At 67.6% G+C, this 15,093-nt stretch carries 10 protein-coding genes; 6 read left to right on the top strand and 4 right to left on the bottom strand.

The genetic code is table 11. The features are described 5' to 3' along the window. The first annotated feature begins 2 nt into the window (after positions 1–2). Entirely contained in the window at positions 3–1,277 is a 1,275-nt protein-coding gene (lysA, locus tag ACO07I_RS07200; RefSeq protein WP_422015746.1) for a diaminopimelate decarboxylase, read from the top strand. A 13-nt stretch (positions 1,278–1,290) separates the two neighbouring features. Continuing rightward, positions 1,291–3,903, top strand: coding sequence for a TIGR02302 family protein (locus ACO07I_RS07195; RefSeq protein WP_422015744.1), 2,613 nt, complete (start codon positions 1,291–1,293; stop codon positions 3,901–3,903). 151 nt (positions 3,904–4,054) lie between these two features. On the opposite strand, the gene hpt is transcribed toward ACO07I_RS07195, so the two are convergent. Both hpt and ACO07I_RS07185 read right to left on the bottom strand, forming a co-directional pair. Continuing rightward, entirely contained in the window at positions 4,055–4,609 is a 555-nt protein-coding gene (hpt, locus tag ACO07I_RS07190) for a hypoxanthine phosphoribosyltransferase (protein ID WP_422015742.1), read from the bottom strand. A gap of 28 nt (positions 4,610–4,637) precedes the next feature. Then, on the bottom strand, positions 4,638–5,345 hold the full coding sequence (locus ACO07I_RS07185; protein WP_422015740.1) for a zinc-ribbon domain-containing protein: 708 nt from the start codon (positions 5,343–5,345) through the stop codon (positions 4,638–4,640). A gap of 99 nt (positions 5,346–5,444) precedes the next feature. On the opposite strand from ACO07I_RS07185, the gene ACO07I_RS07180 reads away from it, so the two are divergent. Together ACO07I_RS07180 and ACO07I_RS07175 are read left to right on the top strand one after the other, a co-directional pair. Continuing rightward, the gene (locus ACO07I_RS07180; protein WP_422015738.1) at positions 5,445–6,179 is read left to right on the top strand and encodes a lysophospholipid acyltransferase family protein; all 735 of its coding nucleotides are present in this window, start codon (positions 5,445–5,447) and stop codon (positions 6,177–6,179) included. Between the two features lie 80 nt (positions 6,180–6,259). Then, positions 6,260–9,676, top strand: coding sequence for an LAGLIDADG family homing endonuclease (locus ACO07I_RS07175; protein ID WP_422015736.1), 3,417 nt, complete (start codon positions 6,260–6,262; stop codon positions 9,674–9,676). A gap of 20 nt (positions 9,677–9,696) precedes the next feature. Here the strand turns inward: ACO07I_RS07175 and ACO07I_RS07170 are convergent, their stop codons facing one another. Then, positions 9,697–10,698 carry a Bug family tripartite tricarboxylate transporter substrate binding protein gene (locus ACO07I_RS07170; RefSeq protein ID WP_422015734.1) on the bottom strand — a complete coding sequence of 334 codons (1,002 nt, stop codon included), beginning with the start codon at positions 10,696–10,698 and terminating at the stop codon, positions 9,697–9,699. 137 nt (positions 10,699–10,835) lie between these two features. Between ACO07I_RS07170 and ACO07I_RS07165 the strand changes: the two genes are divergently transcribed. Together ACO07I_RS07165 and ACO07I_RS07160 are read left to right on the top strand one after the other, a co-directional pair. Continuing rightward, entirely contained in the window at positions 10,836–12,209 is a 1,374-nt protein-coding gene (locus ACO07I_RS07165; protein WP_422015732.1) for a Do family serine endopeptidase, read from the top strand. Between the two features lie 20 nt (positions 12,210–12,229). Further along, positions 12,230–13,519 (top strand): replication-associated recombination protein A, encoded by a 1,290-nt coding sequence (locus tag ACO07I_RS07160; RefSeq protein ID WP_422015730.1) that lies wholly within the window; start codon positions 12,230–12,232, stop codon positions 13,517–13,519. Positions 13,520–13,607: 88 nt separating this feature from the next. Here ACO07I_RS07160 and ACO07I_RS07155 read toward each other — a convergent pair whose 3' ends face one another. Next, the gene (locus ACO07I_RS07155; RefSeq protein WP_422015728.1) at positions 13,608–15,014 is read right to left on the bottom strand and encodes a L,D-transpeptidase family protein; all 1,407 of its coding nucleotides are present in this window, start codon (positions 15,012–15,014) and stop codon (positions 13,608–13,610) included. Positions 15,015–15,093: the final 79 nt, after the last annotated feature.

Genomic DNA, 15,093 nt, shown 5'->3' with positions numbered 1-15,093 from the left:
CTATGAGCTTCTTCGCTTACAAGGATGGCGAGATGCACGCCGAGGGCGTCGCGCTTGCCACCATCGCCGCCCAGGTCGGCACACCGTTCTACTGCTACTCCGCGTCGGCGCTGCGCGCCGGCTGGAAGGAGTTCGCCGACGGCATCAAGGGCATGAACGCCAGCGTCGCCTACGCGATGAAGGCCAATAGCAACCTGGCCGTCATCCGCCTGTTCGGCGAGATGGGCGCCGGCGCCGACATCGTCTCCGTGGGCGAGATGAAGCGGGCGCTGGCGGCCGGCATTCCGGCCCGGCGCATCATCTATTCCGGCGTCGGCAAGAAGCCGTCGGAGCTGATGGCGGCGCTCGAAGCCGGCGTCGGCCAGATCAACGTCGAGAGTTCGGCCGAACTGGAGACGCTGAACGCCGTGGCGGGGCAGCTCGGCCTCAAGGCCGATATCACCATCCGCGTGAACCCGGATGTGGACGCCAAGACGCATGCCAAGATCACGACCGGCCGCAAGGAGAACAAGTTCGGCATCGACATCGACCTGGCCCGCGAGGCCTTCGCGCTGGCCGGCCGGCTGCCGAACCTGAATGTCGTGGGCGTGGCCATGCACATCGGCTCGCAGCTGACCTCGCTTACGCCCTATCGCGACGCCATCGTGCGGGTGCGCGAGCTGATCGCGCAGCTACGCCAGGACGGCCATACGATCGACCGGTTCGACATCGGCGGCGGGCTGGGGATCGTTTATGCCGACGAGAAGCCGCCCTCGATCGCCGAGTTCATGGCCGTCGTGTCGCGCGAGACCGAGGGGCTGGGCTGCGAACTGGCTTTCGAGCCCGGGCGCCGGCTGGTCGGCGAGGCGGGCGTGCTGGTGGGGGAGGTCATCCTCGTGAAGCCCGGCTCCGCCAAGACTTTCGTCATCGTGGATGCGGCGATGAACGACCTCATCCGTCCGACCCTGTACGAAGCGTGGCACGATATTCTGCCGGTGCGCGAGCCGCGCCGCGATGCCGCCACGATCCGTTGCGACATTGTGGGTCCCATCTGTGAATCCGGTGACTTCCTGGCGCAGAATCGTGATCTGCCGCCGCTGGCGGCGGGCGACCTCGTGATGGTACGGTCGGCGGGCGCATATGGGGCGGTGATGGCTTCGAGCTACAACAGCCGTCCGCTGGCGCCCGAAGTGATGGTGGATGGCACGCGGTTTGCGGTTACGCGACCGAGGCCCACCGTCGAAGAGATGATCTCCGCCGAGCGGTTCCCGCCCTGGATGGAGCCGAAAAAGGCCTAACGAAAGGACGTCTATGGACGCCAGCCAGACCACCCCGACGATCCAGGCCCCCGGGCTGGGACGCAAGATCGGTTTGGCGCGGGCGACCCTGGCTTGGGAGAGCCTCTGGCCGCGGTTCGTGCCGCTGCTGTCGTTCGTGGCCCTGTTCGTGGCCGCAGCCCATCTCGACCTGTTCGCCGGTCTGGATCCTTGGGTGCATACCGGCATCCTGGCCGCAATCGCGATTGCTTTCGCCGGTCTGGCCTGGTGGCGTCTGCGTGATTTCTCCTGGCCGACGCGGGAAGCGTCGATCCGCCGGCTCGAGCGCGACAGCGACATTCCGCACCGTCCTCTCATCGCCGTGCAGGATCATCTGGCCGCCGGCAACACTGATCCGATGGCCGTGGCCCTGTGGGAGGCCCATCGCCGCCGCGAGGCCGAACGTCTCGCCAGCCTGAGCAACAAGCCGGCCCATCCGGGCCTCGCCAGCCTCGACAAGTGGGCGCTGCGCTTCGTGCCGCTGCTGGCCCTCGTTGTCGCCATCGCCGTGGCGGGCGGCTGGCGCAGCGACCGCATGGCGGCCGCCGTGACGCCGGCCTTCCCGCCGCCACCGCCGGTCGTCGCCAACCTGTGGATCGCGCCACCGGCCTATACCGGCAAGCCGCCGGTCTATCTGGACATGGCCGATCCCGACAAGGTGCTGCGCGTTCCTGTCGGCAGCAAGATCGCTGGGTTCGTCGATGACGTGCGGGGCCGCAAGCCGCCGCAGCTTCTGGTCGACGGCAAGCCCACCGAATTCTCGACCGTCAGCAAGGGCAAGTACCAGGTCGAGGAGATCATCACCGAGGGCAAGCAGATCACCCTGCAGGCGCGCGGCGACGAGCAGGCGCGCTGGAAGCTCCACGTCATTCCCGACCTTGCCCCGACCATCGAATTCACGCGCCCGATCGGGGTCGACAAATGGTCGACCAAGATTGAGTACCTCGCCGGGGACGATTTCGGCATCACGGGCGTCCAGCTGCAGATGCGCCTGCACGGCAGCGTGCTGGGCGACGATGCGCTGAGCAGCGACGAGGAGCCGGAAGTGCTGCGCGTCGACCTGCCGGTCGCGGGCAACGCCAAGAAGATCTCCGACACCTTCGTGCGCGATCTCACCAGCCATCCCTGGGCCGGCCTCAAGGTCACAGTGATGCTGTTTGCCACCGATGCGCTGGGCCAGAAGGGCCGCAGCTCGGTCGAGACGTTTCTGCTGCCGGAGCGGGTGTTCAACGACCCGACGGCGCGAGCCCTGATCGTGCTGCGCAAGGCGCTGACCCGCGATCCCAAGGGCTATCGCATCGACGTCGCCGACGGCATGCGCCTGATCCACGGCCAACCGTCGAGCTACCGCGAGGACCCGGTCGTCCAGCTCGGCCTGCGCATCGGCTCGGTGCGGCTGGCGCAGAACGACAACAAGGAGACGATCGACGACACGCAAAAGCTGCTCTGGGATCTGGCCATGCGCCTCGAGAGCGGCGCCACGTCCGACGCCGAGCGCGCCGTCGAGCAGGCCCGCCAGGAGCTTCAGGACGCCATGCAGCGCCAGGCCGGCGACGAGGAAATCGAGAAGCTGATTCAGCAGCTGTACGACGCCATGGCGCGGTGGCAGCGTGAGCTGGCCGAGAAGATGAAGGATCCCGACGAGCGCCGCCGCATGGAAGAGCAGGCGGAGAAGATGGATCCGAACAACACCATCACCGGCGACGATCTGCAAAAGATGCTCGACAAGATTCGCGAGATGGCGAAGAACGGCCAGCGCGAAGAGGCCAAGCGCATGCTCGAGGAGCTGCGCAAGATGATGGAGAACGCCACCCCGATGATGGCGAATCCCAACGGCCAGCAGCGTCAGCAGCAGGGACAGCGCGGCCAGCAGGGCCAGGGTAATCAGCAGGGTCGCGAGATGATGAACCAGCTCGACCAGCTGTCGCGCCGGCAGAACCAGCTGCTGGGCGAGTCCGAGCGCGAGGGCCGCCAGCAGCAGGGCCAGCGTGGCCAGCAGGGACAGCAAGGTCAGCGCGGCCAGCAAGGACAGCAGGGCCAGCAAGGACAACAGGGGCAGCAGGGACAACGGGGCCAGCAGGGCCAAGGCCAGCAGGGGCAAGGGCAGGGCCAGTGGGGCGATCAGCAGCGCGGCCAGCAGGAAGGCCTGCGCGGCCGGCTGGGCGAGTTCATGCAGAAGCTCGACGAGAACGGCCTGCAGATGCCGGAATCGCTGGGCCGGGCGGAGCGCTCGATGCGCGAGGCCGAGGAGGCGCTGCGTCGTGGCGACCCGCGCGAGGCGTCCCGCGCCCAGCGCCGGGCGCTCGACAACCTCCAGCAGGGCATGGGCGACATGGCCGAGCAGCTGCGCCAGCAGCGTGGCCCGGGCAACAACCAGGACATCGCCGAGATCGAGGAGCGTGAGCGCCGCAGCGAGGACCGCGATCCGCTGGGCCGCTCCGACGGCAACTACGGCGATGCGATCGACTCCGGCTCCGACAAGGTGCCGCTCGAGCTCGACCGCCAGCGCAGCCGCGAGATCCTGGACGAACTGCGCCGCCGCGCCGGCGACCAGTTGCGCCCGAAGGAAGAGCTCGACTACATCGACCGGCTGCTGAAGACGTATTAACGTCTTTCAACATCACCTCACCCTGAGGGCGCTCCGCAGGAGCGCGTCTCGAAGGGTGGGCACGAGCACCACATCTGTTGCCGATCCTTCGAGACGCGGCCTTGCGGCCGCTCCTCAGGAGGAGGCTTTACGGATGTCGAGATCGAAGACTCTAGGCGGTCTTCTCGACCACGCCGATGTAGGGCAGGCCGCGGAAGCGGTGGGCCCAGTCGAGGCCGTAGCCGACCAGGAATTCATCGCCCGCCTCGAAGCCCACGAAGTCGGCCTTCAGGTCGGTGCGCCGCTTGGCCGGCTTGTCGAGCAGCGTGCAGATCGAGACGCGCCGGGCGCCGCGCTCTTCCAGCAGCTTCTTGGCGAAGCTGAGCGTCAGGCCCGATTCCAGGATGTCGTCGACCAGCAGCACGTCGCGGTCCCGTACGTCGTCGACAATGTCGCGCACGACGCGGACGTTGCCGCTCGTCTCGGTGCCGCTGCCGTAGCTCGACAGGGTGAGGAAATCCATCGACCAGTCGGCGCCGGTACGGCTGAGCGCGCGGATCAGGTCGGCGGCGAAGACGAAGCTGCCCTTGAGCACCGAGACGACCAGCGTGTCGGACGCGAGCTTCTCGGAAAGATCGGTCGCCATCTCCTCGACGCGCGCGGCGATCTCGGCGGCGGAGAAACGGATCGAAACGACCGGACGGTCGGAGGTGGTGCGGTCGGGCAACGGAAACTCTCGTAAAGGGGGGGGGGCGCTAGTCGACGGTCGGCACGATGTTGGTCGCACCCGAGGGGGGCTCGTCAAGCGGCAGGCTGAAGCTCCGGCGCGCGCCCGGCGGGATCGGCCCCTCGACCAGCGGCATCGCGCGCTCGGCCAGGACCTGATCGCCGGCGCGGAAGACCAGCTTGAGGCGGCGGGTCGAGCCGGGGACGGTGCCAGTGTTGATCAATTCGCCGAGTACGACGTAGCGCCCGTCGATCAGGTCGATCTTGGTCGTCGCCATGTCGATCCCGACATGGGCACGCGCCACCTGGGTCGCGCTCTGCTTTGCGTTCGCGGCGTCGATATGCAGCAGCGCGCGCCACGAGGCGGGCAGCCGGGCCTTGATCTGGTCGCGATAGGCGTAGCCCGCACCGCCCAGCAACACGACCAGGACGATCGCATAGGCGATCCACGTGCCCCAGTTCGTTTTCGGCTTTGGCGGCGGTGCCGTGAGCGCCGGCAGGCCGGCGCCCGGCGTGGAGGGGCGGATGACGACGTCGGGCACGGGCGGCGCGGCAGGCGCAGGCTGCGCTTCCGCCGACGCTTCCGTGACGGAAGCGGCTTCTGCGACCGGCGGCGAATCAGGTTTCTGGAACCAGCGATGGCTGCAGCGCACACACTGGACAGTGCGACCTGTCGGGCCGATCGCCATGGGGTCGACGGCGTATCGCGCGCCGCAATTGGAACAGGTAAGCTGCATGATGAGCGGGGTTAGCCCCACCAGATGTCCTTTGCGCGGCGACACTAGGCCACTACAAGTTGACATACAAGCAACACGTCGCTCGCGAATACTTTTGAGATGATTGGCCTCCGGCTGCGTTCGTTCTTCTTCAATGTCGGCTGGTACGTCGGCACCGCGATCCTCGCCATCGCCGGTTCGCCGATCCTGCTGATGCCGCGGCGCTTCGTGGTCGCCTGGTCGCTGGTGTGGATCGACTTCTGCCTGTGGTGGCTGCGGATCACCTGCCGGCTGACGCATCGCGTCGGCGGTCTGGAGAACATGCCGACGGGCCCGGTCATCTTCGCCTGCAAGCATCAATCCTCGTGGGAAACGCTGGCTTTCTCGCGCCTGTTTCCAGGCGCCGCCACCGTGATGAAGCGCGAGCTGGTCCTGATCCCGATCGTCGGCTGGGCGATGGCGCGGGCCGGCAACATCGCCGTCGAGCGCGGCGACGGCGCCAAGGCGCTGCGGGGACTGGTGAAGCAGGTCAAGGCGACCCTGGCCGAGGGTCGGTCGATCCTGATCTTCCCCGAGGGCACGCGCGTCGCGGTCGGGGACGACAAGCCCTACCAGGTGGGAACGGCGGCGCTCTACCGGCAACTCGGCGTGCCGGTCGTCCCCGTGGCGCTGAACTCGGGCCTGTTCTGGGGGCGTCGGAAATTCATCAAGTGGCCGGGCGTGATCGACGTCGAGATCCTGCCCTCGATCCCGCCGGGCCTCGGGCGCGACGTGTTCATGGCCACTCTGCGTGAGCGCATCGAGGGGGCCACCGACCGGCTCGTTGCTGCAGCCCGCGAGCGCGAACGAAAATAGAACGTTCTGTTGATATCGACGGGCCGGAGGCCTAGTTTTCCAGCATGGAATGGTCGCCCGTCTCCCAGCGGATCTGGGACATGAAATATCGCTTCAAGAGTGCACCGGGGGCCAGCGCGTCTGCGATTCCCGACGCCGACCTCGAGGCGACCTGGTGGCGTGTCGCCCGCGCCCTGGCCGCGCCGGAGCGGGATCCGGAGCACTGGGCCGGCCGTTTCCACGAGGCGCTGTCGGGCTTCAAGTTCCTGCCGGCCGGGCGGGTGATCGCGGGCGCCGGCACCGGGCGGACGGTCACGCTCTTCAACTGCTTCGTGATGGGCACGATCCCCGACGACATGTCGGGCATCTTCGAGAACCTGCGCGAGGCCGCGCTCACGATGCAGCAGGGCGGCGGCATCGGACACGATTTCTCCAGCCTTCGCCCGCAGGGCGCGCCCGTTGTGGGCGTCGGCGCCGACGCGTCGGGCCCTCTGTCCTTCATGGACGTGTGGGACTCGATGTGCCGCACCATCATGAGCGCGGGTTCGCGCCGTGGCGCCATGATGGCGACCCTGCGCTGCGACCATCCTGATATCGAAGCCTTCGTCGACGCCAAGCGCGACCCGAAGCGGCTGCGCATGTTCAACGTCTCGGTGCTGGTCACCGACGCCTTCATGAAGGCGGTCGAGGCCGATGCCGACTGGCCGCTCGTGTTCGGCGGCAGGACCTTCCGGACGGTGAAGGCCAAGGCGCTGTGGGAACGCATCATGCGCGCCACCTATGACGTTGCCGAACCGGGCGTGATCTTCATCGATCGCGTGAACCGCCGGAACAACCTGCGTTATTGCGAGACCATCCAGGCGACGAACCCCTGCGTGACGGTGGAAACGTGGGTCCATACGGCAGACGGACCGCGCCAAGTGGCCGACCTGATCGGCCATCCGTTCACGGCGGTGGTGGATGGCGAGACGTTCGCCAGCGGCGAGGCCGGCTTCTTCTCGACGGGTACAAAGGAGGTGTGCCGGCTGCGCACCGAAGCGGGCCACGAGTTGCGCCTGACGAGGGACCATCTCGTCCGGAAGGTGAACCGTCTCACGCGTTGGGCGCGCGACGTGGACTGGGTGCCTGCCGGCGACCTCGTGCCGGGCGACCGGATCGTGCTGCACGATCATCGTCGTGCGCCGAGCTGGGGCGGCGGCCACACCGAGGCTGAAGGTTACCTGCTCGGTTTGCTGGTGGGCGATGGCACTCTGAAGAAGGACAAGGCGGTCCTCAGCGTGTGGACGCCGGCGCAGGTCGTGCACGGCAGCCCGACGATGGCGGGACCGGAAGGTGTCATGGAGGCGGCCCTGGCGGCGGCGCGAACCCTCCCGCATCGCGCCGATTTCGCCGGCTGGGTCGAGGTGAAAGGGCGCAACGAGTGGCGGCTGTCGCTCGCGGCCGTCAAGGCACTTGCGGAGGAGATGGGGCTTTCACCGGGACACAAGAGCGTCACGCCGGCGATGGAGAAGACCTCGTCAGACTTTCATCGCGGCCTGCTGCGCGGCTTGTTCGACAGCGATGGATCAGTCCAGGGCACACAGGCCAAGGGCATCAGCGTTCGGTTGAGTCAGAGCGATCTGCCGCTGCTGGAGGCGGTGCAGCGCATGCTGTTGCGCTTCGGGATTGCGGCCACGATCTATCGGAACCGGCGGCCCGCCGGCCAGCGTCCGATGCCCGACGGGACGGGTGGGCTGCGTCTCTATGAGTGCGCTGCCCAGCACGAGCTGGTGGTTGCGGGCGACAATGTCGCCGTGTTCGCCGAGCGGATCGGATTCGCCGACCTGAGCAAGCGGCTGCGATTGCAGAATGTGCTCACCGGCTATTGCCGCGCCCTCAACCGCGAACGTTTCGTCGTGGAGATCGAGAGCGTCGAGGCCGATGGCGTGGCCGAGGTCTTTGACGCGCAGATTCCGGGCATCAACGCCTTCGACGCCAACGGGCTCTACGTCCATAATTGTGGCGAGCAACCCCTGCCGCCGTACGGTGCCTGTCTCCTCGGATCGATCAATCTCGCGGCACTGGTGAAGGCGCCGTTCACGCCGGAGGCCGCACTGGACGCCGAGGCGCTGGAGCGGCTGGTGCCGCTGGCCGTGCGCATGCTCGACAATGTGATCGACGTCTCGCGCTTCCCGCTGCCGCAGCAGGAGAAGGAGGCCAAGGCCAAGCGGCGCATCGGCCTGGGCGTGACGGGGCTGGCGGACGCGTTGATCTTCTGCGGCGTGCGGTACGGCTCGCCCGAGGCGGTGCGGCTGACGCGCGAATGGCTGGGCGCGGTGCAGCGCCTTTCTTACATGGCATCGGCCGACATCGCGGCGGAGAAGGGCAGCTTTCCCCTCTATGATCGGGGAAAGTATCTGGCGGGCGAGACGATCAAGGCCTTGCCCGAGGAGGCCCGGACGGCGATCGGCCGCTACGGCATCCGCAACGCGCTCCTGAACTCGATCGCGCCCACCGGCACCATCTCGCTACTGGCCGACAATGTTTCGTCGGGCATCGAGCCGGTGTTCGCCTTCAGCTACGTGCGTCATGTCCTGCAGCCCGACGGTTCCAAGCGCGAGGAGAGCGTCGACGACTACGCCTTCCGTGTCTGGCGCGAGCTGAAGGGCAACGAGTCGCCGCCGCCGGACGTCTTCGTCGATGCCCAGACTCTCGCCCCTGCCGATCATCTGGCGATGCAGGCCGCGGCGCAGGACCATGTCGACAGCTCGATCTCCAAGACCATCAACCTGCCGCGGGACATCTCCTTCGAGGCCTTCAACGGCGTGTACGAGGAGGCCTATTCGCAGAACTGCAAGGGCTGCACCACCTACCGTCCCAATGACGTGACCGGCGCGGTGCTGGAAGTGAAGCCGGCGGAGACGGCGAAGCCCGTTCCGACGGTGGCGCCGCGCGACAGCGACGTCGTCTACCTGGCGCCGCCGCTCGACCGGCCGGAGGAGCTGCCGGGCCGGACCTACAAGATCAAATGGCCGGGCAGCGACCACGCCATCTACATCACCGTCAACGATGTGGTGCAGGAGGGGCGCCGCCGGCCCTTCGAGATCTTCATCAATTCCAAGAACATGGAGCACTATGCGTGGACGGTGGCGCTGACTCGCATGATCTCGGCGGTGTTCCGCCGCGGCGGCGACGTCTCGTTCGTCGTGGAGGAACTGAAGGCGGTGTTCGACCCGCGCGGCGGGCAGTGGATGGGGGGCCGCTACGTGCCCTCGCTGCTGGCCGCGATCGGCGGCGTGATCGAGCGGCACCTGATCGAGATCGGCTTCCTCGCGCCAACCGAATCGCCCCGGCTGATCGATGCGATCGAGGAGCGCATGCGCCTGGCGACGGGGGCCCGGGACGGCGCCCCGGAGCCCGGGGCCGGCGGTGGTTCAGCCACCTCGATGGGACAGTGCCCGCAATGCGGCGCCGCAGCCCTCACCCACCAGGAGGGCTGCGACGTGTGCTTGAACTGCGGCTACTCGCGCTGCGGGTGACCAGGTCACCCGCGACCGGCTCAGCCGAGCTCGAGCTCGATGCCGGCCGACTTGCTAACGCCGGCCCACAGGGTGGCGAAGTCGCCGACGAAGGCGGTGTATTCGGCCGGCGTCATCGGCTTGTCGCCGGGCAGCAGAACCACTTCCTTGAAGCGCTCCACCACCTCGGGCGCCTTGTAGGCCTTCTGCAGCTCGTCGTAGAGCCGGGCCACGATGTCGGGCGACATGCCCTTCGGACCAGAGATGCCCACCCAGGTCGAGGTCGTGAGCTTGGGGAAACCCTGCTCGGCGAAGGTCGGGGCGTTGGGGTACATGTCGAGGCGCTTGTCGGAGCTGACCGCCAGCAGGCGGACCTTGCCGGTATTGATGTGCGGCACGTTGGTCGTGATCGGGTCGAACATCGACGGGATCGTGCCGGCCAGCATGTCCTGCAGCGACGGCGCCGAACCGCGATAGGGGACGTGCTTCAGCTTGATGCCGGCCAGGCTGCCCAGCAACTCGCCCATCAGGTGGGTGTTGGAGCCGATGCCCGAGCTGCCGAAGGCGATTTCCCCGGGTTTGGCCTTGGCGGCGGCGATGTAGTCGGCCAGCGTCTTGTAGGGCGAATCGCCCGGCACGATCAGGACGTTGGGCGTATGGCCGATCAGGGTCACATGGGTGAAGTCGGTGATCACGTTGTAGGGCAGCTTGGGGTAGATGCCGGGCGCGATGCCGAGCGGCGAGGCGTGCGACATGACGAGGGTGTAACCGTCCGGCGCGGCCTTGGCCGCGAGGTCGGAGCCGATCGTGCCGCCGGCGCCGGGGCGGTTCTCGACCACGACCTGGGTGCCGAGGGCGGCCGACAGCTTGGGCGCCAGGATGCGGGAAATCGTGTCGGCGGTGCCGCCCGGCGGGAAGGTGGCGATCAGCTTGATCGGCTGCTTCGTCGGCCAGCCGGGGCTCGCCTTGACGGCGGGCGCGGCCAGCGCGGAGCCCAGGGTGGCGGCCGATGCGGCCAGGACGGTACGGCGGGTCAGTTTCATGAAGCGCTCCGGTTTCCTCTCGCGCCAATGGGCTGGCGTGTTGTGCCCGGACGTTGCAATCGATATGCCAGCGGATATCCGCCCTTGATTTGCCGCAAGACAATCCGCAAATCCGGGCCGACCAAGGAGATGTCTGTATGATGCGGCGGCTGGTTCTGGCGGCGATTCTCGTGGGATGCGGCGTGGCGACTTCCGTGGCCCCGGCTGCCGTGGCGCAGGGGCTTCCGAGCTCGCGCAGCGAGCTCGCCTATTCTTTCGCGCCGCTGGTCAAGCGCGTGTCGCCGGCCGTGGTCAATATCTACACGACCACCACCGCCCGCGTGCAGCGCCGCCTGCCGTTCCCGTTTCCCGGCATGCCCCAGCAGGGGAGCGAGCGGGTGCAGAACTCGCTGGGGTCCGGCGTGCTGGTGGGCGCCGACGGTCTGATCGTCACCAATGCCCATGTCGTGAAGGGCGCCGACGAGATCCGCGTCGTGCTGGCCGACCGTCGCGAGTACGAGGCCAAGCTCATCACCCAGGACGAGCGCTACGACCTGGCGCTGCTGCGGATCGAAGGCTCGGACGAGAAATTCCCGTTCCTGGAACTGCGCGATTCCGATTCGATCGAAGTGGGCGACGTCGTGCTGGCGATCGGCAACCCGTTCGGCCTCAACCAGACCGTCACCAGCGGCATCGTCTCGGCCGTGGCGCGCAGCGCCGGCGGCATCAACGATTCGAACTTCTTCCTGCAGACCGACGCGGCCATCAATCCGGGCAACTCGGGCGGCGCGCTGGTCGCGCTCGACGGCAGGCTGATCGGGATCAACACCGCGATCTACTCGCAGAGCGGCGGCTCGGTCGGCATCGGCTTCGCCACCCCCTCCAACATCGTCGAGCGCATGATTTCGACCGGAACGAAGGGCGGCCGCATCGTGCGGCCGTGGCTGGGCGTCAGCATGCAGCGCGTGACGCCCGACCTGGCCTCGGGCTTCGGCCTGTCGCGGCCGGCCGGCCTGGTCGTGAAGGACGTCTTCGCCGGCGGTCCGGGCGCCGATGCGGGGCTGAAGCGCAACGACGTGATCGTCGGCATTCGCGAACAGGCGATCGACGACGAGGCGGCGCTGCGATTCAGGCTTTCGACGCTCAATGTCGGAACGGTCGTCCCGGTGAAGGTCATGCGCGGCGGCAAGGAAGTGGTCGTGGACCTGAAGCTCGCGGCGCCGCCCGAGGATCCGCCGCGTGAGCTGTCGCTGCTCGAGGGCCGCCAGCCCTTGTCCGGCGCCTCGGTGGTCAACATGTCGCCCGCCGTCGCCGAGGAGATGGGCCTGGCGGAGTGGCGCCCCGGCATCATCATCGTCGACGTGAAGAGCGGCGCCTATGCCGGCCGCTTCGTGCGTCCCGGGGACATGATCCTGGCGGTCAACGGCCAGGAAGTGAAGAACGTGGCCGAGCTTAAGAAGCGCGTCGCCAGCGGCATCAACAGCATCAGCGTGGGCCGCGACGGCGTGGTGTTTCCCGTCCAGTTCCGCTGACCCCATGAAAGCGTCGGGCCGTGCCGGCTGAACTCTTCGCCTCGCTCGCCCCGACGCCGCTGGCCGAACGCCTGCGTCCCAAGGCACTGGATGAGATCCTGGGCCAGGATCACCTGCTGGGACCCGAGGGGCCTCTCGGCCGCATGCTCGAGGCCCGCAAGCTCGGCTCGCTGATCCTGTGGGGGCCGCCGGGTTGCGGCAAGACGACCATCGCCCGGCTTCTTGCCGAAGCCGTCGACCTGCATTTCGAGCCGCTGTCGGCGGTGTTTTCCGGCGTGGCCGACCTGCGCCGCGTGTTCGAGGCGGCCCGCCAGCGTCGCAAGGACGGCAAGGGCACGCTGCTCTTCGTCGACGAGATCCATCGCTTCAACCGCGCCCAGCAGGATGGTTTCCTGCCCTATGTCGAGGACGGGACGGTGACGCTGATCGGCGCCACTACCGAGAACCCGTCCTTCGAACTGAACGCGGCGCTTCTGTCGCGCTGCCAGGTACTGGTGCTGCGCCGCCTCGACGACGCGGCCCTGTCAGCGGTGCTCGGGCGTGCTGAGGAAGCCCTCGGCCGGCCGCTTCCGATCGACGAGACGGGCCGCCAGGCGCTGTTCGCCATGGCCGACGGCGATGGCCGCTACATGATCGGCCTCGCCGAACAGCTCGCGCAGCTGAAGGACAAGGGACCGGTGCCGCCCGCGCGGCTGGCGACGCTCCTGCAGAAGCGCGCGCCGCTCTACGACAAGGCCCAAGAAGCGCACTACAATCTGATCAGCGCGCTGCACAAGTCGCTGCGCGGGTCGGACGTCGATGCCGCGCTCTACTGGTTCGCCCGCATGCTCGACGGCGGCGAGGACCCGAAATACATCGCGCGCCGCCTGGTGCGCTTCGCCGTCGAGGATATCGGCATGGCCGATCCCCAGGCGCTGACCCAGACGCTGGCGGCGTGGGAGACCTACGAACGGCTGGGGTCCCCCGAGGGCGAGCTGGCGATTGCGCAGGCGGTGATCTATCTCGGCACCGCGCCGAAATCGAACGCGGCTTATGTCGCTTTCGGGGCTGCCAAGCGTGCCGCCAAGACCCATGGCTCACTGACGCCGCCGATGCACATCCTGAATGCGCCGACCAAGCTCATGAAGGAGATCGGCTACGGCAAGGGCTACGAGTACGACCACAATGCCGCCGACGGCTTCTCGGGCCAGAACTACTTCCCCGACAACATGAACCGCGAAGAGTTCTACCAGCCGGTCGAGCGCGGCTTCGAGCGCGAGATCGTGAAGCGGCTCGATTACTGGAAGAAGCTCAGGGAAAAGAAGCGGTAGAGGGCCGAGCGAAGCTCGGCCGCGGAGCGTCAGGACATCGTGAAGCGATGTCCGGGAGCGCCGAAGGACGGACGATCGCGCTGAGCCGTCAGGGCTTGGCCATCGCCCGCACGACCCTGCGGTCGCGGCCGTAGACGTCGTCGCGGAAGGTCGGCACGCCCTCGGCATTCGCGCTGACGGTCCGGTAGGTCACGTAAAGGGTGATCGGCTCGGGGAAGGTGTAGTGGGCCTGCTGGCCGTCCTTGATCGCCTGCTGGACCCGGTCCTTGCTGAAGCCGTTCTTGCCGTTGAACACCTTCTCGACGAAGTCGAGCGGGTTCTGCAGGCGGATGCAGCCGTGGCTGAAGTTGCGGCTGCCCTCGGTGAACAGCCAGCGGCTCGCCGTATCGTGCATGTAGATCCCGTACTTGTTGTTGAACGGGAAGAAGATGTAGCCCAGCGCGTTCGACGCGCCCGAATCCTGCCGGATGCGGTAGGGGAAGGCCTTGGGATGGATGGAGCTCCAGTCGATCGTGTTGGGATCGATTTCGTCGTCGTGGCTCCAGCTCGCGAAGATCTTGAAGCCGTTGCTGGCCAGGGCGTTGGGGTCACGCCGCAGCATCGGCAGATACTCCTCGCCGGCGATCGACGGCGGCACCGTCCAGTACGGGTTGGTCTGGAAGCCGCGCATGGTCGACTGGATCTCGGGCGTCGGGTCCTTCGGGGTGCCGACGATGACCTGGCTCTGGAAGGCGATCTTGCCCTCGTTCACGAACACCATCGAGTAGTCGCCGGTGTTGACGTAGACGAAGCGGCTGCCGAGATACTCCGGCAGCCAGCGTCGGCGCTCCAGGTTGGCGACGATCTGCTCGATGCGTTCGTCGATCGTGGTGTTGAGCGAGCGCACCGTCTTGGCGCCGATGACGCCATCGACGGTCAGGCCTTTCATCTCCTGGTACGACTTGACCACCCCGACCAACGGCTCGTCGTAGAGGTCGGCGACGACGCCGGCCGGCGGCACCGTGAAGTCGAGCTCGGCCAGACGCTTGCGCAGCACAGGCACGCGGGCGTCGATCATGCCGGGCTTCAGCGCGCTGCCGTCGGGCATCGCGGTGTAGGTCGTCCGCGTCTTCTTCTCGCGCCAGGCCGCCAGCGCCTTCTGCAGCGCCGGGTAGTCGCCCTTGGGCGGCAGCGTCGCGAGATAGGCCGCGAAGTCCGGCGCATCGGCCGCCGCCTGCAGGAGCTCGGCCTTGTCTGCCTTGCGCTGGATGATGTCGATTTCCTTGTCGACCCGGTTGGCCCGGACGCGGCCGGTCGAGACGTCGCTGGCGTAAGCGACGAACACCGCCGACAACAGGCTCTCGGCCGCCCCCGGATCGGCGCCTGGCGCCATGGCCCGCTCGACCTCGGCGAGGTTGTACCAAGCGGGATCGAGCCCGTGGTCGCCGGCGCTTCGCAGCGCCTTCAGCAAGGCCTCGGCACGCGCGGTTGCGGGACCGGACCCGGTCCACAGCACGCCTGAAGCGTAGGACGACGAGGCTCCCGAAAAGGAGAGCGCGAACGCCAGGAAAGCGGCGACAAAATGAGATCGATTC

Source organism: Reyranella sp., from assembly GCF_965227665.1.
Classification (GTDB): Bacteria; Pseudomonadota; Alphaproteobacteria; order Reyranellales; family Reyranellaceae; genus Reyranella.
The sequence above is the reverse complement of the archived record's forward strand: the minus strand, read 5'-3'. Positions and strand labels throughout refer to the sequence as shown.